General features: G+C 31.2%; 20 protein-coding genes and 1 pseudogene. 19 read left to right on the top strand and 2 right to left on the bottom strand.

Annotation, left to right across the window (positions count from 1 at the left end; translation table 11 throughout):
• Positions 1 to 3 precede the first annotated feature (3 nt).
• Positions 4 to 762: a DeoR family transcriptional regulator gene (locus I6U51_RS05355; RefSeq protein ID WP_211141611.1), complete on the bottom strand. Its 759-nt coding sequence runs from the start codon at positions 760 to 762 to the stop codon at positions 4 to 6.
• A gap of 265 nt (positions 763 to 1027) precedes the next feature.
• Here I6U51_RS05355 and I6U51_RS05350 point away from each other — a divergent pair, with 265 nt between their 5' ends.
• From I6U51_RS05350 to I6U51_RS05310, 9 genes are all read left to right on the top strand, one after another.
• Positions 1028 to 1870, top strand: coding sequence for an MBL fold metallo-hydrolase (locus tag I6U51_RS05350; RefSeq protein ID WP_211141609.1), 843 nt, complete (start codon positions 1028 to 1030; stop codon positions 1868 to 1870).
• Between the two features lie 62 nt (positions 1871 to 1932).
• The gene (locus I6U51_RS05345) at positions 1933 to 3642 is read left to right on the top strand and encodes a sigma 54-interacting transcriptional regulator (RefSeq protein ID WP_211141608.1); all 1710 of its coding nucleotides are present in this window, start codon (positions 1933 to 1935) and stop codon (positions 3640 to 3642) included.
• A gap of 297 nt (positions 3643 to 3939) precedes the next feature.
• The gene (locus I6U51_RS05340) at positions 3940 to 5646 is read left to right on the top strand and encodes a urocanate hydratase (RefSeq protein WP_211141606.1); all 1707 of its coding nucleotides are present in this window, start codon (positions 3940 to 3942) and stop codon (positions 5644 to 5646) included.
• A 200-nt stretch (positions 5647 to 5846) separates the two neighbouring features.
• Positions 5847 to 7376 carry a histidine ammonia-lyase gene (hutH, locus tag I6U51_RS05335; protein ID WP_211141604.1) on the top strand — a complete coding sequence of 510 codons (1530 nt, stop codon included), beginning with the start codon at positions 5847 to 5849 and terminating at the stop codon, positions 7374 to 7376.
• A gap of 35 nt (positions 7377 to 7411) precedes the next feature.
• Positions 7412 to 8677, top strand: a complete 1266-nt coding sequence (gene hutI / locus I6U51_RS05330) for an imidazolonepropionase (protein ID WP_246517079.1) — start codon at positions 7412 to 7414, stop codon at positions 8675 to 8677.
• Positions 8655 to 9242, top strand: coding sequence for a cyclodeaminase/cyclohydrolase family protein (locus tag I6U51_RS05325; protein WP_246517077.1), 588 nt, complete (start codon positions 8655 to 8657; stop codon positions 9240 to 9242). The genes hutI and I6U51_RS05325 overlap by 23 nt, the downstream gene beginning before the upstream one ends.
• Before the next feature lie 26 nt (positions 9243 to 9268).
• Entirely contained in the window at positions 9269 to 10156 is an 888-nt protein-coding gene (gene ftcD, locus I6U51_RS05320; RefSeq protein WP_211141602.1) for a glutamate formimidoyltransferase, read from the top strand.
• Between the two features lie 255 nt (positions 10157 to 10411).
• Entirely contained in the window at positions 10412 to 10717 is a 306-nt protein-coding gene (locus I6U51_RS05315) for a hypothetical protein (RefSeq protein ID WP_211141600.1), read from the top strand.
• A gap of 35 nt (positions 10718 to 10752) precedes the next feature.
• On the top strand, positions 10753 to 12051 hold the full coding sequence (locus I6U51_RS05310; protein WP_211141599.1) for a B12-binding domain-containing radical SAM protein: 1299 nt from the start codon (positions 10753 to 10755) through the stop codon (positions 12049 to 12051).
• Positions 12052 to 12191: 140 nt separating this feature from the next.
• Here the strand turns inward: I6U51_RS05310 and I6U51_RS05305 are convergent, their stop codons facing one another.
• Positions 12192 to 13385: an MFS transporter gene (locus I6U51_RS05305; protein ID WP_211141597.1), complete on the bottom strand. Its 1194-nt coding sequence runs from the start codon at positions 13383 to 13385 to the stop codon at positions 12192 to 12194.
• A 170-nt stretch (positions 13386 to 13555) separates the two neighbouring features.
• On the opposite strand from I6U51_RS05305, the gene I6U51_RS05300 reads away from it, so the two are divergent.
• From I6U51_RS05300 to I6U51_RS05255, 10 genes and pseudogenes are all read left to right on the top strand, one after another.
• Positions 13556 to 14137, top strand: a complete 582-nt coding sequence (locus tag I6U51_RS05300; RefSeq protein WP_211141595.1) for a class I SAM-dependent methyltransferase — start codon at positions 13556 to 13558, stop codon at positions 14135 to 14137.
• Between the two features lie 66 nt (positions 14138 to 14203).
• Complete coding sequence (locus tag I6U51_RS05295) at positions 14204 to 14677, top strand: GyrI-like domain-containing protein (RefSeq protein ID WP_211141593.1); 474 nt, start codon at positions 14204 to 14206, stop codon at positions 14675 to 14677.
• Between the two features lie 595 nt (positions 14678 to 15272).
• The gene (gene abc-f, locus I6U51_RS05290; RefSeq protein ID WP_211141591.1) at positions 15273 to 17183 is read left to right on the top strand and encodes a ribosomal protection-like ABC-F family protein; all 1911 of its coding nucleotides are present in this window, start codon (positions 15273 to 15275) and stop codon (positions 17181 to 17183) included.
• 267 nt (positions 17184 to 17450) lie between these two features.
• Positions 17451 to 19523, top strand: a complete 2073-nt coding sequence (locus I6U51_RS05285) for an exo-beta-N-acetylmuramidase NamZ domain-containing protein (RefSeq protein ID WP_211141590.1) — start codon at positions 17451 to 17453, stop codon at positions 19521 to 19523.
• Positions 19524 to 19553: 30 nt separating this feature from the next.
• Positions 19554 to 19829 (top strand): DUF4491 family protein, encoded by a 276-nt coding sequence (locus I6U51_RS05280; protein ID WP_211141588.1) that lies wholly within the window; start codon positions 19554 to 19556, stop codon positions 19827 to 19829.
• An 84-nt stretch (positions 19830 to 19913) separates the two neighbouring features.
• Positions 19914 to 20768 carry a DUF4037 domain-containing protein gene (locus I6U51_RS05275; RefSeq protein ID WP_211141586.1) on the top strand — a complete coding sequence of 285 codons (855 nt, stop codon included), beginning with the start codon at positions 19914 to 19916 and terminating at the stop codon, positions 20766 to 20768.
• A gap of 61 nt (positions 20769 to 20829) precedes the next feature.
• Positions 20830 to 21510 carry a response regulator transcription factor gene (locus tag I6U51_RS05270; protein ID WP_211141585.1) on the top strand — a complete coding sequence of 227 codons (681 nt, stop codon included), beginning with the start codon at positions 20830 to 20832 and terminating at the stop codon, positions 21508 to 21510.
• Positions 21485 to 22492, top strand: coding sequence for a sensor histidine kinase (locus I6U51_RS05265; RefSeq protein ID WP_211141583.1), 1008 nt, complete (start codon positions 21485 to 21487; stop codon positions 22490 to 22492). The genes I6U51_RS05270 and I6U51_RS05265 overlap by 26 nt, the downstream gene beginning before the upstream one ends.
• Before the next feature lie 79 nt (positions 22493 to 22571).
• Positions 22572 to 23314 (top strand): annotated as a pseudogene (locus I6U51_RS05260) (ABC transporter ATP-binding protein).
• Positions 23314 to 25353: an FtsX-like permease family protein gene (locus I6U51_RS05255; protein WP_211141582.1), complete on the top strand. Its 2040-nt coding sequence runs from the start codon at positions 23314 to 23316 to the stop codon at positions 25351 to 25353. Before I6U51_RS05260 ends, I6U51_RS05255 begins: the two are co-directional and overlap by 1 nt.
• Positions 25354 to 25441 lie beyond the last annotated feature (88 nt).

Below are 25441 nucleotides of genomic sequence, written 5' to 3'. Positions count from 1 at the left end.
ACATTACTCAACTACAATTAAATTTACATTATTTTTATCTAAAATTTTCATAAATTCTTCATTAGGATATTGATCAGTAATTATTAAATCTATTTGCGAAAGATCGCATACTTTAAAGTTTGCAGTTTTGTTAAACTTTTTATGATCTGCTAAAACTATAGATTCTTTAGACTGCTCTACCATTTTTCGCATAACTGCAGCATCCTCATCATCACCAACGGTAATTCCATTGGAGGATATAGCTAGTGCTCCTAAAAAGGCCTTGTCAGCAAAATAATATGACAACATGTTTATTGTCGCATTTCCGTATAAATATCTATGCTCATTGTTTAACTTTCCTCCAAGCAAAAAGGTGTTTACCTTAGATTTCTTGGAGAGTATATCTGCTACATTTATTGAGCTCGTAATTATATTACATTCCTTATCTTCTAATAGTTCAGCACAAGCCTGAACTGTTGTTGAAGTATCTAAAATTACAGTATCTCTTTCTTTAATGAGAGAAGCGCTTAATTTGGCAATCTTATGCTTTTCTTCCACATCAAATAGAAGTCTTTCGGAATAGCTTTTTATCTCTTCATTTGGTAATGGAAGTATTGCCCCACCGTGAGTTCTAACAATAGCACCTTGCTTTTCTAAGTTAACTAAGTCTCTACGGGCAGTATCCCTTGAAACATCGTATAATTTACATATTTCTTCTACACTTATTCTTTTATTTTTACTTAAATAATCTAGTATTAGCTGCATTCTCTCTTCTTGATACACGTAAATCACCTCTGAAATTATAATGATGTATAAGTAAATTGTAATGATTTATAAGTAATTTGTCAATGTTTTATAAGTAAATATAAGTTAGTGTAAGTTTTTTTGAGTTATAACATTGGAAACAATATAGAGTTGCAGGTGAGAATTTTGATATGCGAATTAAATATATATTTATAAAGTACAATAAAGAAAAAACCTGATGTTTGTATTTGGTTAAATCTTGTAATATGATTAGATTAAATATATTAATATGAGGGTGAAGTATATGAAAATAACTGTACTTATAGAAAATACTAAAGGTGAATTAGAAGATTTGATTAATGAACATGGACTGTCTTTATATATAGAAAAAGGCAATAAACGTATACTATTTGACACTGGTAAAACTAATAATTTTATAGTCAATGCACAGAAGTTAGGAATTAATTTAGAAAATATAGATGTTGTGGTTCTTTCACATGGACATGCCGATCACGGAGGAGGGCTCCTATCTTTTCTAAAGATAAATAACAGAGCTAAGATATATATGAAAAGAAAAGTTTTTGGAGACTATTACTCAGGAAATATACTTTTTAAGAAAAGTATCGGAATAAATAAAGAAGTATTTGAAAAGTACTCCAGTAGGATAGAATATATTGATAACTTTACTGAAATAATGGAGGATGTTTTTATAATCACAGATATACAGAGGAATCACAAGGTTCCTGAAGGCAACAAATATCTGTTTGTAAAAGAAGGAACTAAAATAGTTAACGATAAATTTGAACATGAATTAATTATGGTTATAAAAGAAAATAAGGGAATATGTATGTTTAGTGGATGTTCTCATAATGGAGCTGTGAATATGATAGAGGCTGTTAATAAGTTATTTCCAGGGACAAGTATTAAAGCACTTATAGGTGGGTTTCATTTAGCTAAAATACCAGCAATTGATATCTTCAGTACATCGCAGGATGAGATTGATTTAATTATTAATAAAATTGTCAATGAAAAGATAGAAAAAGTATATACTGGACACTGTACAGGAGAGAAAGCATATAACAAATTAAAACAGGGGTTAGGAAATAAAATTGAATACATTAGAACCGGAAGTGAAGTTCAGATTTAGAATATAGATAAACTAATTTATACGCTTAGTTTGTTTAATATTTTTATTGGGGGAAAAGGAACATGGACATAAAAACTATTGGGGATATTATATCCGAATATGTTAATGGAATAATCATATTGGACAAAGAAGAAAAGATTATATGGAGTGATGATTTATATAAAGAAATTTCTTATGAAAAAGAGATTTTAGGGAAAAAGTTTAGTGATGTATTTTCAATAGATCTAAATCAAATAAAAAACAGTACAATTAATAATTTATCAGGGAAAAAATATAAAATAAAATGCAAAACTATTAAAGACGGTGAGGAGGAATATACACTTGTTATTATAGGTGAAATAACAGACTTTAATAATAAGGATACAAAAATATATTGTCTAGAGAAAATAATCGATAGCATTAATGACGGAATCATTATAAGCAATTATGAAGGTCGTATTGTTTTATATAATAAATCACAGGAAAAATTAGAAGAATTGAGTTCAAAGGAGGTAGTAGGTAAATTCCTTTGGGAAGGTTATCAATCTAAGCCGGAACTTTCAGAGCATCAGAAAGTATTTAAGACTAATACTCCAATAATAGATAAATATCAGGCACATTCGTATAAGGGTGGTGTAGCAAAATATGTTTCTTATAGCACGTATCCTATTGTAAAAGATGGGGAAACCATAGCTGTATATTCTGTTTGCAAAAATGAAAGTAGTTTACAGGCCTTGCTTCATGAAACACTTGAGTTAAAACGTAAATTATATAGTAAATCTAAATATAATGAAAAAAATTATCAGAAAAATGGTACACAGTATATATTTACAGATATCATAGGTGATAGTAGTGTTATGGTTAATTTGATAAAAGAAAGTCAGACTATGGCTTTGGTTAATAGTCCTATATTAATTGTAGGGGAAACTGGTACGGGAAAAGAAGTTTTTGCTCAAAGCATACATAATTTTAGCAAAAATAATAAAGAGGCTTTTGTTGATATTAATTGTTCTGCTATACCAGAAAATTTATTGGAAAGTATATTGTTCGGTACTGTAAAAGGTGCATATACAGGCGCTGTAGATCAAGCAGGTTTGTTTGAAGAAGCAGGTAAAGGAACATTATTTTTAGATGAAATTAACTCCATGCCTATTTTAATGCAATCAAAACTATTAAGAGTATTGCAGGAAAAAAAGGTTAGAAGAGTAGGCGGTATAAATTCTATACCAATTTCCTGTAGAATCATTAGTGCTGTAAATGAAGATCCTCAAAAAGCAATTAAAGAGGATAAATTGAGACAAGATCTTTACTATAGGCTTGCAGGTGTTAGTTTGTATATTCCTCCACTTAGAGAAAGAAAAGAGGATATAGTAACTACAATAGAATTTTTTATTAACAAATACAATAAGATGCTTAATAAAAATATTAAATCAATCTCAAAAGAACTTAGAGAAGTAATGATAGATTACAAATGGCCTGGCAATGTAAGAGAACTGGAACATGTCATAGAGAATATAATGATTAGAACCACAGATACCCAAACTGAATTAAAAATATTAGATATTCCTCATTATATTAGAGAGGATATGATTGGTTCAATATCTATAGATAAAGTTCAAAAGAGTCAACATGGACTACCAGATATACTAAGGAGCATTGAAAAAGAATTAATATTAGAAAGCTTGAAGAAAAATAATTGGAATATAAGCAGGGCAACAAAAGACTTAGGAATAATAAGACAAAGTCTTGAGTATAGAATGAAAAAACTAAAAATAGAAAAACCAAAAGAATAGTAAAATATGATTATTAAAAAGTGCATAAAATTTAGATAATAATATAAAAATTAGTACATTGGATTTGCTGGGGTGAAGCAGTTTATTGCATAAATTTTATGCAATAAACTGAAGCTTCACTTACACAAGGGATTTAATGAAAGTTAGCTATATAATAAACTTTTCTGTGGATTTTAGCAAAAATACTAAACTTATGAAGCCTTTGAGTTAAAAGGCTTTATTTTTTTGTGAAATATATTTTCTGGCATGAAGGTTGCTTATATTACAGTGTATAAGGAATAAAAGGGGGATTTATTAATGAAACCAGAAATACTTTATTCAGTAAAAGCTCAAAGAGGATCAGAACTTCGCTGTAAGGGATGGAAGCAGGAAACAATTCTTAGAATGCTTGAGAACAATATGGAAAATGCAGAGATTCCAGAATTGCTCGTTATATATGGTGGCAATGGAAAGTGTGCACGTAACTGGGAGTCCTATCATGCTATTGTTAAGTCTCTTAAGGAATTAGAAGATAATGAAACATTAGTAGTTCAATCAGGTATGCCTGTGGCAATTTTTAAGACTCATAAATTAGCTCCTAGAGTTGTCATGGCAACAACAAATATTATGAAGGCAGACTGGCCAACTTTTTATGATTTACAGGACAAGAATCTTACTATGTTTGCACAGTATACAGCAGCCCCTTGGGAATATATAGGAACACAGGGGGTTATACAGGGAACCTTTGAAACTCTATCAGCTATTGCTATAAAAAGGTTTAACAATAGCTTATCAGGCAGAATTTATCTTACAGCAGGAGCAGGGGGAATGGGTGGTAACCAGAGCTGGGCAATGAAAATGCACGGTGGAGTTGCTATTGTAGTAGATGCAGATGAAAGAGTAATAAGAAGACGTATAGAAAAAGGCTACATGGATAAGATTGTTTATACTTTTGATGAAGCTAGAAAAATGGCAGAAGAAGCTGCAGCTAAGAAGGAGCCATTGGCAGTAGCCGTAGTAGGCAACGCAGCGGACATATACTGGGAAGGCTATGATAAAGGTTTTATGCCAGATATTATAAGTGAAATGTGCCCATGTCATGATCCAATCTCCTACATACCATCAGGGTATACTGGAGAACAGGCAGATGAATATAGAGTTAGAGCTAGAAATGCATATTTACAGGATGCAAGAGAAACTATGAAACGTCAATTAAGAGCAATGATTGCATTTTCTAAGAAGGGCGTAGAGGTATTTGAGTATGGAACAAGTATAAGAAAAGAGTGTATGGATGCTGGAATGCCTAGAGAAGAAGCATTACAAATACCAGGCTTTGTATCTGCATATATAAGACCATTATTCTGTGAAGGTAGAGGGCCTTTTAGATGGACCTGTATATCAGGAGATCCAGAGGATTTAAAGAGAACAGATGATTTAGCGCTTGAAATATGCAAAGGAGATCCATTAGTAGAAAGATGGATAAATCTTGCTCGTAAAAACCTACCAATAGAGGGATTGCCAGCAAGAATATGTTATATGGGATTTGGGCAAAGAAGAAAATTTGGTTTAGCAGTTAATGAATTAATTAAAAAGGGTGAATTAAAGGGACCAGTAGCATTTTCAAGAGACAATCTCGATTCTGGCTCAATTGTAAATCCAACCTTTGAATCGGAAAATATGAAAGATGGTGGAGATTTAATATCTGACTGGCCATATTTAAATGGCTTACTAAATTGTGCAGGCATGTGTGATTTGATTGCTATACAAGCAAACTACTCAATGGGTGAAGCTGTTCATACTGGGGTAACTATGATTGCAGATGGAACTGAAGAAGCAGATTTCAGACTAGATGTATGCTTAACCGTTGACTCTGGAATAGGTGTAGTAAGACATGCACAAGCAGGCTATGAAACAGCAAAGGCTGTAGCTAACGGCGAAGGAAAACTTACAGAGGATAGCATAAAGATACCGCTATGGTGGACACCAACAGCTACTTTTGGTCCAGAAGGAAAAGCATCACGCTAAAAACTTGAAAATAGTTTCTTTGTTGAGAAGTAAGAGTTAAGAGTTATGGAGATTTTTTCCTCCTTAACTCTTAACTAAAATTATTGATAGTACAGAAGGGATATCCTTATGAATATCGATAATAGGTCAGGCATCTAGGGTTGATATCTATATTAATTAATAAACTTAAAAATATAGCAGCATGAAGGGGGATGAGTGTAATGAATAATTTTGTGATAATAGATGGAAATAGTCTTACTATTGAAGAGGTGGTTAAGGTTGCAAGAAAAGGTGTAAAGATAAAGCTCTCAGAACAAGCTAAGGAGAATATTATTACATCGAGGAAGACTGTTGAAAAACTAATAGACAAAGGTCAAGTAATATATGGAATTAATACTGGTTTTGGTAAATTTAGTGAGGTAGCTATATCGCCTAAAGAACTTGAGCAATTACAGAAAAATTTAATTTATTCTGATGCAGTTGGTGCAGGGGATAACTTTTCTATAGAGGTAACCAGAGCAATTATGCTTCTTAGAATCAATGCTCTTGCTAAGGGGCACTCAGGAATAAGACTTGAAACCGTTGAAACATTAATCAATATGTTAAATAGCAGAGTGCATCCATTAATTAGAGAACAGGGGTCAGTAGGAGCTAGCGGTGATCTATGTCCACTTGCTCACATGGTACTTGTTATGATAGGTGAAGGTAATGCAGAATATAATGGCACAATTATGAATGGAAAAAATGCTATGGAGATGGCTAAAATTCCTATAATCAGTTTAGTAGCGAAAGAAGGCTTAGCGCTTATTAATGGAACCTGTGCTATGACGGCAGTTGCTGCCTTAGCTGTGCATGATTCCTATGTTTTATTGAAAAGTGCAGATATCGTGGCAGCTCTATCTATTGAAGCCTTAGAAGGTATTGTCGATGCTTTTGATGAAAAGATTCATAAGGTTAGGCCTCATAAAGGACAGATACTTTCTGCAAAAAACTTACGGAATCTTTTAAAGGAAAGTAAGCTCACTACAAGACAGGGAGAAAAAAGAGTTCAAGATGCTTATGCTTTGAGATGTATACCACAAATACATGGTGCAAGCCGTCCAGCAATGGAGTATGTAAAAGCAGTTGTGGAAATAGAGATAAATTCAGCGACAGATAATCCATTGATTTTTTCAGAAGAAAAAGAAGTTATTTCTGGCGGAAATTTTCATGGACAGCCTGTTGCAATAGCTATGGATACTTTGGGAATTGCAGTAGCAGAGCTTGCGGATGTTTCTGAAAGAAGAATTGAGAGGTTACTAAATCCAGCATTAAATGATTTACCTGCATTTTTAACACCAGTTGCAGGGATAAATGATGGTTATATGGTAGCACAGTATGCCGCAGCATCTCTTGTATCAGAAAATAAAATACTTGCCCATCCAGCTTCTGTTGATTCTATACCTACCTGTGCTAATCAAGAAGACCATGTAAGCTTTGGAACCATTGGTGCTAGGAAGGCAAGTCAAATAATTAAACATACTCAAAGAGTTCTTGCCACAGAGCTTGTATGTGCAGCTCAAGGCGCTGACTTTAAGGGGAAAGATAAGCTGGGAAAGGGCACTGCGACAGCATATGCAGTTGTAAGAAAAAAAGTTGATTTTTTAGAAAATGATAGAATACTTTATTTAGAGATTGATGATAGTCAAGAAATTATTAAATCTGGAGAATTACTAAAGGAAGTTGAAAAAGTAGTTGGCAAAATAGAATAATTTTTTTAATTATATTATGCCAGGAGGAAAGTATATTGGAGGATAAAGAAAGTAAAATTAAGATTGATTTGTTAATAAAAGATTGTACTCAGCTTTTAACCTGTAGAAAAAATTCTAAGGACTTAATTGGACTTGTGGAAAATGGTTATGTTGCAGTTTCAGGAGAAAACATTGTTTCAGTAGGAACTAAAGAAGAGGTTATGGCGGTTGTTGATTCTAGTGAGGCTGAAATTATAAATGGCAAGGGAAAAGTAGTTCTTCCAGGTTTCGTAGATTCCCATACTCATCTTATATTTGGAGGATCAAGAGCTAAGGAATATTCGGCAAAGATGTTAACGGATGCCCCTGAAGTTCTTAAAGCACTAGGTATAAAAACTGGAATCATGGCAACTGTTGAAATGACAAGAAAATCCTCTGAAGAAGTATTATATAATGCAGCAGCAGATAGAGTTAATCGTATGCTTCAAGCAGGTACAACCACCGTTGAAAGCAAAAGTGGATATGGGTTATCTACCATTTCAGAGATTAAAATATTAGAGATAAATAAAAAATTAAATGAAAGCATGAACATAGATGTAATCTCAACCTTTTTAGGGGCACATGGGTGGCCGGAGGATATTTCAAAGACAAAGTATATTGATATACTACTTAAGGATATGATTCCTTATGTTGCTGAGGAGAAACTTGCACAATTTTGTGATGCTTGGTGTGATGATGGCCATTATACAGCAAAAGAGTGCAAAAAAATTCTTAAGGCTGCTAGAGATTATGGATTAGAGTCTAAAATTCATACTGATGCTTATTCATATATTGGAGGATCAGATTTGGCAGCAGAGATGAAAATGGTATCTGCTGACCATTTAAACTACACTCCAAGAAATGTAATAAAAAAATTAGTAGATAAAGGTGTACCAGGAGTTTTGCTGCCTGGAATAGATTTTGCCGTAAACCATCCTAAACCCTTTGAAGTACGTCCTATGATAGAAGAGAATTTAACAATAGCGTTGGCAACCAATTGCTGCCCAGGGTGCTATATAGAATCTATGCAATTTATTATAGCTTTAGCATGCCGTCAGCATAAGATGAGCGTACAAGAAGCAATAGCAGCGGCAACTTTGGGAGGAGCCTTTACCCTTGAACTCAATAAAGATAGAGGATCTTTGGAAGTAGGTAAGCTTGCTGATATTCAGATATGGGATACTTGTCAGCATGAAGATGTAATATATCATATTGGCGGTAACTTAGTTGAGAAGGTTATAAAGAGGGGTAAGGTAGTTATTGATAAAGGTAGGAATAAATAATATGTGTAATTTTCATATTCTTAATCAAATAATTGATTCTAAGGACTTTACAACTGGCGGTGGTTCAGCATCAGCCATGGCTGGTGCTATGGCATCAGGACTAGTGGCTATGGTAGCAAGGCTATCAATAAATAAGGCATATGGTCTATTAGAGGATGAGTATGACGCAATAATAAAAGAAGCAGACAAAATTGCAAAAGAACTAGAACTTGGAGCTCAGTTAGATGCAGAAGCATACATGCTAATTAAGGCAGCTTATATACTTCCTAAAGATACAGAAAGTGATAAGAAAAGAAGAAGTCAGGCTATAGAAAAAGCAGGGATTGAAGCAGCCAAAGTTCCTATGGAGAATGCAATTAAATGCAAAAAAATATATGAATTTTGTATCATGCTAAAGGAAAAATCTAATCCCAATGCAATTTCGGATTTAATGGCAGCAGAGGGGTTAAGTAAAGCTGGAATTGAAGGTTGTGTACTAAATATTGAGGCAAATCTTCCTCTAATAAAGGATGAAAGTATAATAGCCAGATTTAAGAAAGAAGCAGTTGAATTGAGACAAGTTTAGCATGTGTGAGAGGAGATAAATTTATAATGAGAGTATTATTGAGCGAAGTCAATATCAGCGAAGGTAAAAATGATGAAGTAGTTGAAAAAGTTAAGGCTGCACTTCTAATAAATAATGATGTTAAAATGATTGACTTTAATTCAGATAAGGATCACAATCGATCAGTTTTTACCTATATAGGAGAACCAGAAAAGGTTTTAGAGGCTACAAAAAGATTAGCAGATAAAGCTATTGAATTGATTGATATGACAAAGCACGAGGGAAGTCATCCAAGAATGGGTGCTGTAGATGTTGTGCCTTTTGTTCCTGTAGAAGGAATAGAAATTTCAGAGGCTGTTGAAATAGCAAGAGAATTTGGGAAATATATGGGCAGTAAGGGAGTACCAGTTTATTTTTATGAGGATGCAGCAGTTAAGCCTAATAGAAAAAGCTTAGTTGATATAAGAAAAGGTGAGTATGAAGGCTTGGCAGAAAAAATGAAAAAAGCAGAGTGGATACCTGACGAAGGGCCAAAAGAATTTGTACCTAAGAGTGGAGCTTTAGTTACAGGAGTTAGGTTTCCGCTGATAGCCTTCAATGTAAATTTAAGAACTAATGAACTTGAAATTGCTAATCAAATTGCAAAGGCAGTTAGAAATATAAGTGGGGGTTTTAGATTTGTTAGAGCCATTGGATTGCATATTACAGAAAAGGATATGGTTCAGGTTTCAATGAATCTCATTAACTATAGCAAAACCCCTATTCCAAGAGTTATGGAAGCAATCCGATGCGAGGCAGCACGATATGGTATTTTGATATCAAGTGCAGAACTTGTTGGACCAGTTCCATTGCTGGCAATTGAAGAAGTTGTAAGACACTATTTACAGGTACATGATTTTTCTATAAAGCAAATTATAGAAACAAACTTAATATGATAAAGCATAGGGAAAGCACCTCTGTCTAATATGAATAGAGGTGCTTTGTTTTTAGGTTAAGTAATGTTAAAATATACACTATGGGTAAAAAATGGATTTGGCAAATGAATTTTAAGAAAGACCAAAGTATATTAAAGGGAAGGTGAATTACGATAAAAAAGATGGTGATAACTGGTACATAGTAGACAAATATGAACTAGCTTAAAGTATACTTAAAATTGTTAAAAGCTATGACGATATAGGGAGGTATCATAAATGGAAAATGAGAATTCACTCAGAGGCGTTGTTGCAAATGTAATTGGTGGTATTTCTTTAGGAATATCTTCAATTATGATTGTACTTATATTGAATTGGTTTTTTAAAATAACACCATACCAAAAACTAGAAGGTATGCCTTTACTCATAACACCTTTTATAACTCCAATAGGTTTTATTATGGGGGTAATATCATTAAAAATATCACGTAATACATTTGGCAAGTGGGGCGTAATTAGTAATGTCATATTATTTATACTGCCTTTTTTATACTGGTATTTAGGGACTTTAATTTTTGGACCTTAACCTATGATTAAATAAGATTTAATAGGAGCTATATGATGAGAAAAAACATTTTAATGATTACACCAGAAAACAAAGAAATCAATAACTTTAGAAAAAAACAATATAATAATTTTATTCAAATTACTATGCCATATTTAGCGGCTTTTATTGATGAATCAAAATATAATATTACTTTAGTTGATGAGTACAATCAAGACATAGAATATGATAGCAAGTATGATTTAGTTGTTATAACTGTAAATACACCAAATGCAATACATTGTTATAATATTTCTCAAAAATTTAGAGAACAAAATGTAAAAGTAGTTATGGGAGGACCACATGTAACTTTGTTACCAAATGAGGCCATAGAGCATTGTGATTATATTATAGTTGGAGAAGCTGAAGAAACTTGGCCTCAGTTTCTTAATGATTTCTATAACAATTGTGCAAAGAAGCAGTATATCTGTGAAGACGCACCTTCTTTGAAAGGGATTCCTATACCGAGAAGGGACCTTGTTAAAGGCAGATATTTTACAAAAGGAGCAGTTTTTGCTACTAGAGGTTGCCCTTATAAATGCAGCTATTGTAATTTAAAACAAATATATTGCGACTCCTTTAGAACTCGTCCTATAAATGAAGTGATAGAAGATATAAAAAGCATTAAAAGTAAATACTTTGTATTTTGGGATGATAACTTCTTTGGTGATATAGAGTATGCTAAAAAATTAATGACTGAACTTGCAAAATTGAAAAAGAAATGGGCTGCACAAGTTACATTGGAACGATGTCAAGATGAAGAACTTTTAAAAATTGCAAAAAAATCAGGATGCATATATTTCTTTGTTGGATTAGAGTCCTTTTCGCAAGATGGACTTGCAAGTGTTAATAAGGGAATAAATAATGTGAGTAAATACAAGAGCATAATAAATCTATTACATAAAAATGGAATATCAATACAAGCAGGGATAATATTCGGCTTAGATACAGATAAAAAAGATATATTTGAAAAGACACTTAATGCCTGCAACGAACTAGGCGTAGATGGCGTTACAGTAAGTATATTAACTCCCTTACCAAGAACTCCTATATATGAACAAATGAAAAGCGAGGGAAGATTAATAAGTAATAAATGGACATACTACAATGGTAAAACACGAGTAGCATTTAAACCTAAAAATATGACTGCAGGAGAATTATATGATGGTTATATGTGGTTTAGAAAAGAATTCTATTCTATAAAGTCTATTTTTAGAAGAATGTCAGTTTCCAAAACAAATCTGTTATACAATTTTGTAGTGAATCTAGGATACAAAATGTCCATATTGGATACTAATAAAAAGTGTTATAAGTAATTGTAATGGACGCATTGAGGCTATTACTGATAATCCTATAATAACAAGTAAGGTTTTTGATAGTCCTTTTGATGCAAAATATGAAAAGAAATAGAGCATTCTGTTTATAGGAATACTCTATTTGATATTGCATAGTTTTACTATGCTTCAGCTTGAACTTGTTTTACTTTTAGTAAATCTATTTTTGGCTTTGGTAAAATAAAGGCAATTATAGTTGCTATTACAGGTAAAATTGTTAAGCATGTTAATGCCTGTCTAATTCCATAATTATCTGAAATCCATCCCAGAAATGGAGCTGCTACCCCTCCTATACTTACAGCTAGACCTAAGGTAACTCCAGAAGCCAATCCCATATGATTAGGCAAGTACTTTTGCCCTAATACTACCATAGGACTAAAAGGTGCAAAAAGCGTTAATCCTATTGGTATCAAAAGTATCATAGATGTCAAAACAGTATGAACGTTAACGAATATAATTAATAATGGTATCAAAATTCCAAAGCCTACTCTTACAACATTCCTTTGACCGTAATGGTCTGCTAAACGACCAGCAATAAGAGTACCTATAGCTCCCATAACAAGTAAAATAGTTAATGCTGTACTTCCCGTTGTTTTAGATTGATTCAAAACATGTATAAAATATAATGGAAGAAAAGTATTTAGACCAAAGAAGGTTATAGAACGACAGGTGATTGGTCCTAAAAGCTTTAAAAAACAATTCCATTCATCTTTAACTTCCTCAGAGGTTACAGTTCTTTTTGTTATTTTAGAAGATTCTTCTTTTTCCTTCTGTAATAAAGATGGAATCTGAATCATGAAAATAATACTTATAATTAGCACTGGAACAATTAAAAATATGCTTCCTTTTAAACCAAAGATTAATAAAAGGGGTGTAGTAAGTATTGGACCTAATGCAAAGCCCACGTTTCCACCTGCAGTAAATATGCTAACACCAGTTGCCTTTTTTTCTCCAGATACGTTGTTAGCTAATTGAGCACCTCTGGGGTGAAATGCGGCTATACCTATACCGCTAATAGCAACTGCGGTGAAAATAAGCCAATAATTTGAGGCATAGCCAGCAGCAGCCAGTCCTAGGCCTGCTAAAAGCATTCCAAGAGGCATTATCCAGGGAGTTGAAATTTTATCTGCAAAATAACCAAACAATGGTTGTACAATTGATGAACTGAAATTTGCTGCAAATATCAAGCTAGCAGCAGCTGCATAACTAAGATGTCGTCCACTTATCAAGAATGGAAGCATAGCAGGAAGTGCACCTTGGTTTATGTCTGTTACCAAATGTCCTGCACATAATAAACCTATATGTCCACGTTTCATAGTATCACTCCTTGAGTAGTTATAAATTCCTATACCATTATAACAAAGAAAGAATCATTTAAAAAACTTGGGAATATAGGCATAGACGCCGTATAATATATTTAATAAGCAGCATTTAAAATAGGGTTGCAATTCTATATATTTTTGTAAAAACAAGGAGAGAATATCACATGAATATTAAAAATCAAAAAGAATATTTTAATAACACTTATGAGAGATGGAAAGAAATATCTAATGAAAAGGATAATATTATAAACAAGACTGTAAATGCATTAGGAATATCAAAAGGAGACTCAGTACTGGACGTGGCGTCAGGAGTAGGTATATTGTATACAGCTTTAAAATACAAACAACTAAGCAATTATATTGCTTTAGATATATCGGAAAAAATGCTAGAGGGACTAAAAACTTTATACCCTGAAGCAAAAACTATATGTACTGATTTTGATAAAGAAGTGGAATTAGGAGAAGAATTTGATTATATTATAATATTTAACAGTATTCCCCATTTTAAAAATTTAGATATAGTATTTTCTAATGCAAAGAAGCATTTAAAAAGTGGAGGAATTTTTGCAATAGTACATGCACGAACTCGTGAAGGATTAAAAGAGCATCATAAAAAAATAGGATTTAATTTAGGAAGAGAAGCAATTCCAAGTGATGATATTTTAGATAAACTCGTAAAAAAATATGATTTTAAAGAAAGTATTATAGAAGATGAAGATTTTTTCTACTTTAGTTGTATAAGATAGCAAATATGACATACTGATGTCATATAGCCTTATGTATAATTAAAGAAAAAACATGAGGTGATTGTGATGAATTATGAAATAGTAGGCTTGGAGAAAAAGGTAGTAGTTGGCCTAATGAAAAAAACTACAAATAATAACAATCAAGCGGTTATAGATATTGGCTTGTTGTGGAAAGACTTTTTAGGCAGCGGTGTTTATTCAAAGATTAAAAATAAGACAAATTATAAAACAAATTATAAAACAATAGGTCTATATACTGATTATGAAGGAGATTTTACTAAGCCTTATAAATTCTATGCTTGTTGCGAAGTAGATGAAGCTGGGGAGATTGTAGCATCTCTTGAAAAAAAGGTAATCGAGGCTGGGAAATATGCAAAATTTATCGTTAATGGACATGTCAAAAATGCAGTAGGTGAATTTTGGTCGAAGCTTTGGAAAATGGACTTGGATAGAAAATATACTAGCGATTTTGAGGAGTATCAAAATATTTCAGATGATATGAATAACCAGGAAATACATGTTTATATTTCAATAAATTAAGCTTATAGTGTAGGAATTTTGCTTGGTGTGCTATATAAAATATTAAGTATTACAGAGTCTTTATGCCTTTTCAGTATTCACAAAAAAATTTGAGCAAGAGAAAAGAGTTCAAAAAAGGGTGGTAATATATTACTAAATTGATTATAATAATATATAGGTTTAAATTTACTTAAGGAGGGTCTAGTATGAAATGCATGATGTACAGTAGTTCATTTGCAAAAAACGGAAATGTGCTTTTTTACGGGAGAAGTGCGTCCTTTTTTAGAAAAACTGTATGTATAAAATCATGCTTAATTAAATGCTAGGATCTCTTATATTTTAGCACGGATTATAGCTCTATGGTTTTATACTATAGAGCTTTTCTTATTAATAAAATAAACTTTAGTTTTTTGCCAGACAATATGGTGATAAAATTAAAGTTTTTTGGATGTACGCTCCTATAAGCCAGTAAATCAAAGTTGATGATTTATGTGGCTTATTTGTTTTTTTGTAAAAATATTTCAATAGGAGTGATAATAATGAAAAATAGCATTAAATATTTCTATAATATTTAAGCTTAAAAATATAAATGAAACAATTAAGGGAGATGAAAATTATGATAGCATTAGCTCTAAATAATATTAAAAAATACTACGGAGGAACTCAAATTATTGATAATATGAGTTTTGAAGTCCATGAAGGTGAAAAGGTTGGTATAGTTGGCAAGAATGGTTGTGGGAAAAGTACAATATTAAAGCTTATTATGGGGCTCGAAGCAGAGTACAGCGGTAATATTATTATAAAAAAAGATTCTAAACTAGGATATGTAGACCAGCTGCCAAGCTATAATGAAGATTTTAAGGTTATTGATGTGTTAAATCTAGCATTCAATACTGAAAATGAGATTCTAAAAAACATGAAAAAGCTAGAAGATATAATGGAAAATATCAAAGAAGATGAATTGGATAAAATTCTTAAAAATTATAATGACCTTCAACAAAGTTATGAACAGATAGGAGGATATGAAACAGATGAAAGATTAAGCAAGATTTGCATTGGGCTTAATATAACTGAAGACTTTAAACAAAGAAACTTCAGCACGTTAAGCGGAGGTGAAAAAACCACTGTACTTCTTGCTAAGGTGCTGCTTCAAAAGTCTGATATTCTGCTTCTGGATGAGCCATCTAATCATCTTGATTTAAAGTCAATAGAATGGCTGGAAGATTTTCTAAAAAACTATAAAGGTGCTGTGCTTATAGTATCTCATGACAGGTATTTTTTAGATAGAGTAGTAACTAAAATAATTGAAGTTGAAAATATGAAAAGTAAAACCTATTTAGGAGGTTACTCTCAATATTTAGAACAAAAAGAAAAAGATATTGAACTTCAACTTGCAGAATATAATGTTCAGCAGAAAAGAATTAATGCTATGGAGAAGTCTATTAAAGACTTAAGAGATTGGGGAATGAAAGGGGATAATGAAAAGTTCTTTAAAAGAGCTGAAAACATTAGAAAGAGGTTAGAAAAAATAGAAAGAGTAGATAAACCTAAGCTTGAAAATCGAAGCATGAATTTAAATATCAATACAGGTCAGCGTTCAGGCAAAGACGTAATTAAGTTAGAGGATGGAATTAAAAGTTTTAAAAGCAAAATTATTCTAAAAGATGCTAATCTTCATTTTAGATATGGAGAAAAGCTAGCTTTAATAGGAAATAATGGTTGTGGAAAATCTACTCTATTAAAATTACTGCTAAAAGTTTTAAATCCTCAAGAGGAGTCTGAAGATTATATATTAGATAGTGGAAAAGTACAAATTGGTACTTCTCTAGAAATTGGATATCTACCTCAGAATGTGGTATTTAGCAATGAAGAATTTTCAATATTAGAATGTTTTAGAGAAGATATAGAATTACCTGAAGGCAAAGCTAGGGAGTACCTTGCAAAGTTTTTGTTCTTCGGTGAAAATGTATTTAAAAAAGTCAAAAATCTTTCAGGCGGAGAGAGAAGCCGTCTGTTACTTTCAAAGCTCATGTTTAGAAAAGTTAATACTCTTATTTTAGATGAGCCAACAAATCATTTAGATATTGTATCTAGAGAAGTTCTTGAAGATACATTAAAAGAATTTAAAGGAAGCATTTTATTTGTTTCTCATGATAGGTATTTTATAAATGCAATCTGCAGTAGAATAGTTGAACTTAAGGATGGGGTGTTGACTTCCTATGAAGGTAACTATGAATACTACAAGTTAAAAAGTAATACAGAGCCTAAAAATGAAAAGTTAACTGTAAAAAAGAATGAAGATAGGAAAATATATAATAAAAAAATAAAGAACAAGGAAACAACTAATGAAAAAAAAGCTGCTGTTATTGAAAAGAGAATTCAGGAACTGGAAAGCAAAATCAATCTAATTGAAAAAGAAATGGGAAGTTGTAATGAATATTCTAGGCTTAATGAACTTCATATCTTAAAGGAAGATATTAATTTAGAAATTGAAGATCTAATGGAACAGTGGGTGCAAATTTCATAAAACAATTCATTAAGTAAGATTGATAAAAAGTTTTTAAATCGACCTTCGACTTTGGAAACATATTCCTCCGTGTAAATTGAGCAATAAAGTCCTATATCTATAGTAAAAAGTTGTAAAATTATTTATAATTAAAATAGCTATGAAAATTTCACCTATAAATAACTAAATTAACAAAATAATAAAATACACGGGGGAATATTTTTATTGAAAAGCTATCTTGAAGAAGTTTTTTCAAGGTACATAATTTTATGAAAGTGAGAGTATAGGATGTTAAAAAGGAAATATTTATTTTTTGCAAGTTTTTTAGCAAGTACTTTATTTTGCATGTCAGTTAAGGTATCCGCTGCAATGGTTCAAAACAGATTTGGAGGTATTGACAGATATGATACCAGCATCAGTATATGTGAAAATAACTGGGATAAATCTGACTATGTAATTTTAGCTTCAGGAGAAGGCTTTGCAGATGCTCTTTGTGCTGCACCTTTAGCAAAAAAATATAATGCACCAGTTATATTGACAAATGGAAAGATTTTAAGTGGAGATATAGAAAAACAGTTAACTAGATTAAATGTGAAGCAGGTATTTATAATAGGTGGCACTGGAGTTGTATCAGCGAATATAGAAAAACAGTTAGATATCATGAAAATAGGACATGAGAGAATAGCTGGCAATGATAGGTATGATACCAGCTTAAAGGTTGCACAAATTATAGGAAATGATAAAGGGATAGTTCTGGCATCAGGTGAGAACTTTGCAGATGCATTATCAATAGCACCTATAGCTGCTGTTAAGGGAATACCTATATTATTAACTAGTAAAAATGATTTACCTCAAGGTGCAAAGCAATATATACAAAATAGCACCCAAAAGTGTTATATTGTTGGTGGCGTTGGCGTAATAAGCAATAGTACTACTGATTACATTACTGATTACAAGAGATTAGGTGGCATGGATAGATATGAAACCAATCAAAAGATAATTGATGAATTTTCTAGTGATATAAACTTTAGCAGTATCTATGTAAGTTCAGGGGAAGGTTTTGCAGACGCATTATCTGGTTCAGCAGCGGCGGCAAAAACAAACTCACCTTTGATACTTACAAATGGCAAGTCCTCAATTACAAAAACTCAATTTTATTCTAAAATTTCTTCAGGAAGTGAGTTTAGGGTATTAGGAGGAGAGGCAGTTGTGCCAAATGAAGCTGTAGAAAATTTATTAATTGATAAAGTGGAAAGTAATTTTAAACTTGGAGATGATTTATTAATAAGTAAATACAGTAATTTAATAAAAGGTAAAAACATTGGACTTGTTACCAATCAAACAGGAGTAAACAGTAGGGGGACAAGTACTATTGATATATTAGCTAATTACGGCGAAGCTAAGCTTACAGCTCTCTTTGCACCAGAGCATGGAATTGATGGAAAAGCTAAGGCTGGAGATTATGTGAACTCCTATATTGATGAAAGATTAAGAATTCCCGTATATAGTCTTTATGGAGATACAAGGATGCCTACAGAAGAAATGCTATCTAAGGTAGATGTTTTAGTGTTTGATATACAGGATATAGGAGCACGTTCTTATACTTTTATGTCTACATTAAATTATTGTATGAAAGCAGCAGTTAAGTATAATAAAGAAATTATTGTCTTAGATAGACCTAATCCATTGGGAGGAGAAATTTTAGATGGTCCAGTGTTAGAAGATAAATTTAAAAGTTTTGTAGGGGTAGATAATATGCCAATGACTCATGGTATGACTGCAGGGGAATTGGCGCAATTCTTTAATAGAAACATAATGGCCAAGCTTACGGTGGTACCTATGGAAGGATATAATAGAAGTATGATATTTCAAGATACTGGATTAAGTTGGGTGCAAAGTTCTCCCTATATACCAAATATAGAATCTGTTTTTTGTTATTCAGCTACTGGACTTGGCGAGGGAACTACAGTATACCAGGATGACTATTTTACATGGGTTGGAGGAAAAGGTATTAATTCTGAAAAGTTTACACAATTTTTAAATACAGCTAATTTACCTGGAGTTAAATTCAAAGCAGCTTCACGAAATGGCTTCGGTGGAGTAAAGCTTGAAATTACAGATTATCATACATTCAATCCTGCAAGAACAGGAATATATGTATTAGCTTATGCTCACTCCTTAAACAATTTTCAAGTTCCTAAAAGTACAGATACAATCAATATGTTTGATAAGATAATGGGTACTGATAAAATTGGACAATACTTAGAAATGGGCTATACTCCTCAGCAAATTGAAGCAGAATATAAATCAGGACTTGAGCAATTTAAAGCTGAAAGAAGGAAATATTTGTTATATAATTAATTTGATATAAAAAATGATAGAGGTGGTATTTTGAATTTTCAGGGTGTTACTATAGGGTTAATTTCTTTTTTAATAATAGGAATCTTTCATCCTATTGTAATTAAAGCAGAGTACTATTTTAGTAAAAAGATTTGGCCTGTATTCTTAATTGTTGGTATAGTATTTATATTTTTATCTATTAGTATAAATACACAAACATTATCAGCTATATTAGGTATTACGGGGTTTACATGCCTTTGGAGTATTCACGAAATTTTTGAACAAGAGAAAAGAGTACAAAAAGGATGGTATCCAAAGAAAGAGTAAAAATATACTTTATAATTTAATTACAGGTTTGAATTGCAGAATATCAAGAGATATCTGCAATTAATTTCATAGGGGGAGATTGTCATGTCTAAAAAAATAATAAGTGAAGAGTGTAGGTCAAGAATTAAATTGGCAGAGGAAATTGCAAGTAAATGTCTTATGGAATACGGAAAAGAAATTATTATCACTGGATCTGTTTCAAGAGACCTTGCAGATGAGGATTCTGATATTGAAATTGAATTTTTAGTTGATAATTTAATGTCAGAATGTGATATGGTCAATTGGATTAAAGAAATTGGGGGAACAGAGATACATCCTTATGGTGCACCAATAGGGGATGGTTCTGTATGGATAATATTCAAATATAAAGAATATTGGATTGAAGCAGGTTGGCAAAAAATTGATACTATGAGAGATAACATAAAGGTAATTTTAACAGGTGAAGTTTATACTCACGATAAGCTCACTTTAGCTTCAACATTCAAAAATGCGATTTTTATAAGAAAGAATGGAATATTGGATAGCTTACAAGAAGAGTTATATTCTTATCCAGATGATCTTCAACAAAAGATTATAATGAATACTATTAGTCCTTGGACTATAGACTTAGGCTTAAATGTTAGAAGAGTGTTAGCTAAGAGAGAGGATAAAATACCACTGCTTGAGAGGATGATAGCAGATATCCACAGAGTATTAAGAATTTTATACGCACTAAATAAACAATGGGAACCAGACTGGAAGTGGACAAAACATATAGTTAAGGATTTAGATATAAAGCCTGAAAACTTAATTGATAGAATAAATTCTATTATATGTATAAAAGACTGTGAGGAGAGTTTAAAGGCTTGTTTTAAGTTAATATATGATACTCTATCTCTTATACCAGAAGACGTAGAATATAATACAGTTAGAAAAATTATGAATAATATTAATAGATAGCTAAGTTGGAATCATTTTAAAAACAAGGGATTGTTGGGAAACAATCCCTAGAGGAGTTTTTATGAATAACATTTTATTAATAGAAGATGATATAAAATTGCAAAAATACATAACAGAATATTTAAGTGCATATGACTACAGTATTTTTACCATTGACAATTATGATTGTGTTATAGAGAGAGTAGGAGAGATAAGTCCTAGACTTATTATTTTAGACATTAATTTGCCTAAGTTTGATGGTTTTTATTTTCTTAAGTTAATAAGAAAAAAATACAATATTCCTGTTATTATCCTTTCTGCAAGAAGTGAGGAAGGAGAGCAAATTAGAGGTATGAATCTTGGGGCCGATGATTATATAACTAAACCATTTAGTGTAGGAATATTACTAGCTAAAATTAATGCATTACTTAGAAGAGTGGATGAATATAGTGAAACAGCTGGCTTAACACAAGGGGATTTAATTTTAGTTGATGATAACATGAATCTTAAATATAAAGAGAAAACATTAGAACTAAGCAAAAATGAATATAGAATTTTAAAGATACTTATTAAAAATAGTGGTAAAATAGTTACTCGAGAGGAATTATTAGAAACTTTATGGGATGATACTGCATTTGTTGATGATAACACTCTAACAGTAAATATAACCAGGGTTAAAAAGAGGCTTAGTGATTTAGGGCTTGAGAATATTATTGTAACTAAAAGAGGAGTAGGCTATGTATTTAATGGAATTGATAACTGATGTATTAAAAAATAAGAGCAGAGTAATTATAGCCTATATTATAAATACTAGTATATTAATAATTTTTTATAGTCTTTTACTAGATGCTAAGGAATTTTTATACCCTATTGTTATAAGTGTATTTGTATTATTCATATATCTTTTTATTGAGATGTTAAAATACAAAAATTTTGTTAGCAGTCTTGAAGAAGCAAAGGTAAGCCCTGATTATCAGTGTAAAAGCATGAATTTACAAGAAAAAATGATATTTGATACTATTAAGAATATACATGATGGATACACCAATAAGTTTTATGAAATGTACTGTGAGCAAAGGGACAAAGACACTTTGTTTTCACAATTCATACATAACATGAAGACTTCAGTAACAGTTATTGATTTAGCCTCACAGAAAAGACCTTTAGAAATTAAAGATACTAGCTATTTGCAAGACATAAAAGAGGAGAACGATAAATTAAAAATGAATCTTGAGCAGTGCTTGAATGTTTTAAGGCTTGAGGATTTCTCGAAGGATTACATACCAGAGAAGGTTAACTTAATAAAATTAGTTAACGATGTAATTAATGCTAAGAAGAGAGACTTTATATATAGGCGAGTTTATCCTAAGGTGCAAATAGATGCAGATATAGAAGTTTACACAGATAAAAAATGGTGCTCTTACATGATGGATCAGATTTTATCTAATGCTATAAAGTATTCTGCAAGCCATGAAAACAAGAAAATTTACATAACTTCTAATACAGAAGAAAATAGTATAACTTTAAGTATAAGAGATGAAGGTATAGGCATAGACTTAGAGGATATACCAAGGGTTTTTGAAGCCTTTTTTACAGGAAATAACGGAAGAGAATATAAAAATGCAACTGGCATTGGATTATATATGGTAAAACTTATTTCAGAAAAGTTAGGGCATAGGGTACATATAAACTCAAAAAAAGGTAAAGGTACCGAAGTTAAAATTATATACCTTTCAAAAATGTAAGGTAATGTAAGGCAAATGCATTTGTTAAAATGTATTTGCCTTTTATACTAAAATCATAGAAAAGAAGGAGGGTAAATGAATGGAGATACTCAAGGTAAATAATCTAACGAAGATATATAATGCTTATAAGGGAGCTAAGGAATTAGTTGCTTTAGATGGAATCAGCCTAAGTGTAAACAAAGGTGATTTTGTTGGAATAATGGGACCAAGCGGAAGTGGAAAAACCACTCTTTTAAATATTCTTTCAGGAGTGGATAAAAGTACTTCAGGAACAGTTATTATTGATAATAAAGATATAAGTAAAATGAGTAAGGATCAACTATCTTTATTTAGAAGAAAAAATATAGGGTATATTTTTCAGGATTTTAATCTTTTAGATAGTTTAACTATTAAGGAAAACATAGCACTGCCACTTATATTGGATAAGATAGCACCATCTATAATTGAAAAGAAGGTAAGAAAACTTATGGAAGTCTTTAATATAAGCGACTTAATAGAAAAATATCCTTATCATATATCCGGTGGACAAAAGCAAAGGACCGCAGCGGCTAGAGCCTTGGTTAATAATCCTGCTGTAATATATGCAGATGAACCGACAGGCAATCTGGATTCAGTATTATGAATACCATAGCAAAGATGAATGAGGAAATGAACAGTACAGTTTTTATGGTAACTCACGATCCTTTTGCAGCCTCTTTTTGTAAGAGAATTATATTCATAAAGGATGGCAGAATTAAATTAGAAATAGCATCAGGTGGAGATAGAAAGAAATTCTTTGATAAGATATTAGAAGTACAAAGCTTTATAGGAGGGGAGGAATAATGACTTTTTCTTCTATAATATTTAAAAACCTAAAGCACAATTTAAAGAAATATATTTCATTCTTTTTCGTTAACGCTTTTATTGTGGCCATACTTTTTATGTACGGTAGTTTAATGTTTAATAATATTATAATAAAGGAAATAGGGAAAAGTATTATATTTGAAAATATGAAAATGGCATTTATCGGTATAGCAGCATTTTCAATAATCTTTATATCATATACAAACATTTCTTTTGTTAAATATAGAGGGAAGGAATTTGGAGTTTATTTAACTTTAGGAATGACAACTAAGGATTTGAGAAAAATGACTTTACTTGAAAATATAATAATAGTGATAACTTCATTATTTGCAGGAATTATAACAGGATTAGTTTTCTCAAGACTATTTTATATGATTGTTAGCAAGATATTGATGATAGAAAGATCAATTTATCAAATAAGCTATAAAACATTTTTATTGAGTTCAGGTGTATTTTTAGTAATTTTTATAATTAATACAATTTTCACTAACATTTATATATGTAAGCTATCGATTATTGAGGTTATAAAGTCCGTTTCTAAAAAGGAAATAGGCAAATCGAGATTAACCCTTGGTATATTAGCATTAATTATATTTTTGTTATCACTATACTTTTTACCTAAAACTCTTTTCAAACAAGCCTTTAATGGAAATGATAATATAGTTGTTTTTTTTGCAGTAGTCATAATAATTTGTCCTTATTTTATAATAGGTAATTTTATAGTTTTGTTTAAAAATATGATAAAGTTGTTTCCAAAGTTATACAATGATAATCTGTTAATTTTAGCAAATCTTTCTCACAGATTCTCGGCATATAAAACAGTGTTATATATAGTATCACTGCTAGTTAGTGGAGCCATATTTTTTATTGGTTTCACTTATAACTTATATAGTTCAGCTGAGGATCAAATTAATGAAACTCATCCTTATGAAATTATGTTTGTAGAAGAAAACAATTATAATAATATTTCATATGGAGAGGTGGAAAATCTAATAAAAGCAAATGGAGGAAAGCTTGAAAAGTACTCAATTTTAGAATATATGCGCCTTCCAGAGTATATGGTTATAGATGGTGAAGTAGAATTTTGGGATGACAAAGCTTCTATAATTAGTGAAAGTAATTATAACAAGCATATGAATACAAAAATAGATGTAAAATCTGGAGAATTAGTTCAGGTAAATGTCATCAAAGAAAGGATGGCAAACTCTCATAAAAATAATGATGTAATATTTACATTTGAGGATGAGAAGAAGGTAAAAGAAAGAAGCAAAATATTTGATAAAGATTTTAAACTATCAAAGGAAAAATTCTATGCCACTGTAAATAAAGATAATTTATTTGTAGTGACTAAGGACAAAAAGACATATATAAATGCACCATATACTGATGATCATGTTAATAGCATGTATTATACAGGAAGTGCATTTATCATAGATGACAATGATTATGTAAAAATTAAAAATAAAATAGGGGATAGTAGTATATCAAAGAATCACTTAATTAATCTAAAAAAAGGTGATAAATCAAAGATATTCCATGCCTTAGTAAGTGATCTGCAAAAGGTAAACAAAGGAAATGAAAAATCAATTATAGAAGATTATAAACCGATATTCAAAGGAGAAATATTAAAAGCTTCTTTAAAAGAAAATGGAGCTTACTTCTTTTCAATGATGTTTTTAGGATTAATCTTCTTAATATCATCAGGAGTAGTACTTTATTATAAGGTATTAACAGACATAGAAGAAGAACGACAGAGAATTGAAAGTATAAGTAAAATTGGAATGACAAGTAGAGAACTACAAAATATTTTATTAAGTGAGTTAAGAACTATATTCTTTGTTCCTATAATACTAGGGGGAGGATTAGGGTTATACTATCTTTCTGTAATGTTTAGCAATTCTTCCTTGATGTATATTTTAGTAAAAAAATCAATAATATTAGTATTAATTTATGCTGTATTACAAACGATATTTTATTTTATATGTAGACGAAGATACTTAAATGAGGTGCTTAGATAATTTTATGTAAGCATTTATCATGGATTTGTAGTTTAACCGAAGCTCTAATACACCATCGCTGAATGAAAATAGCATTTCTAAAAAAGAA

The sequence above is a fragment of the Clostridium aciditolerans genome (genome assembly GCF_016316925.1).
In the GTDB taxonomy this organism is placed as follows: Bacteria; Bacillota; Clostridia; order Clostridiales; family Clostridiaceae; genus Clostridium_AM; species Clostridium_AM aciditolerans.
Note: the sequence above shows the minus strand (reverse complement) of the source record. Positions and strands in the feature narration are given on the sequence as shown.

Bases quoted from the DNA above. Each gene is read 5' to 3' on its own strand.
- I6U51_RS05350 (WP_211141609.1), top strand. From the start codon at position 1,028: ATGAAAATAACTGTACTTATAGAAAATACTAAAGGTGAATTAGAAGAT.
- I6U51_RS05345 (WP_211141608.1), top strand. From the start codon at position 1,933: ATGGACATAAAAACTATTGGGGATATTATATCCGAATATGTTAATGGA.
- I6U51_RS05340 (WP_211141606.1), top strand. From the start codon at position 3,940: ATGAAACCAGAAATACTTTATTCAGTAAAAGCTCAAAGAGGATCAGAA.
- hutH (WP_211141604.1), top strand. From the start codon at position 5,847: ATGAATAATTTTGTGATAATAGATGGAAATAGTCTTACTATTGAAGAG.
- ftcD (WP_211141602.1), top strand. From the start codon at position 9,269: ATGAGAGTATTATTGAGCGAAGTCAATATCAGCGAAGGTAAAAATGAT.
- I6U51_RS05315 (WP_211141600.1), top strand. From the start codon at position 10,412: ATGGAAAATGAGAATTCACTCAGAGGCGTTGTTGCAAATGTAATTGGT.
- I6U51_RS05310 (WP_211141599.1), top strand. From the start codon at position 10,753: ATGAGAAAAAACATTTTAATGATTACACCAGAAAACAAAGAAATCAAT.
- I6U51_RS05305 (WP_211141597.1), bottom strand. From the start codon at position 13,385: ATGAAACGTGGACATATAGGTTTATTATGTGCAGGACATTTGGTAACA.
- I6U51_RS05300 (WP_211141595.1), top strand. From the start codon at position 13,556: ATGAATATTAAAAATCAAAAAGAATATTTTAATAACACTTATGAGAGA.
- I6U51_RS05295 (WP_211141593.1), top strand. From the start codon at position 14,204: ATGAATTATGAAATAGTAGGCTTGGAGAAAAAGGTAGTAGTTGGCCTA.
- abc-f (WP_211141591.1), top strand. From the start codon at position 15,273: ATGATAGCATTAGCTCTAAATAATATTAAAAAATACTACGGAGGAACT.
- I6U51_RS05285 (WP_211141590.1), top strand. From the start codon at position 17,451: ATGTTAAAAAGGAAATATTTATTTTTTGCAAGTTTTTTAGCAAGTACT.
- I6U51_RS05275 (WP_211141586.1), top strand. From the start codon at position 19,914: ATGTCTAAAAAAATAATAAGTGAAGAGTGTAGGTCAAGAATTAAATTG.
- I6U51_RS05270 (WP_211141585.1), top strand. From the start codon at position 20,830: ATGAATAACATTTTATTAATAGAAGATGATATAAAATTGCAAAAATAC.
- I6U51_RS05265 (WP_211141583.1), top strand. From the start codon at position 21,485: ATGTATTTAATGGAATTGATAACTGATGTATTAAAAAATAAGAGCAGA.
- I6U51_RS05255 (WP_211141582.1), top strand. From the start codon at position 23,314: ATGACTTTTTCTTCTATAATATTTAAAAACCTAAAGCACAATTTAAAG.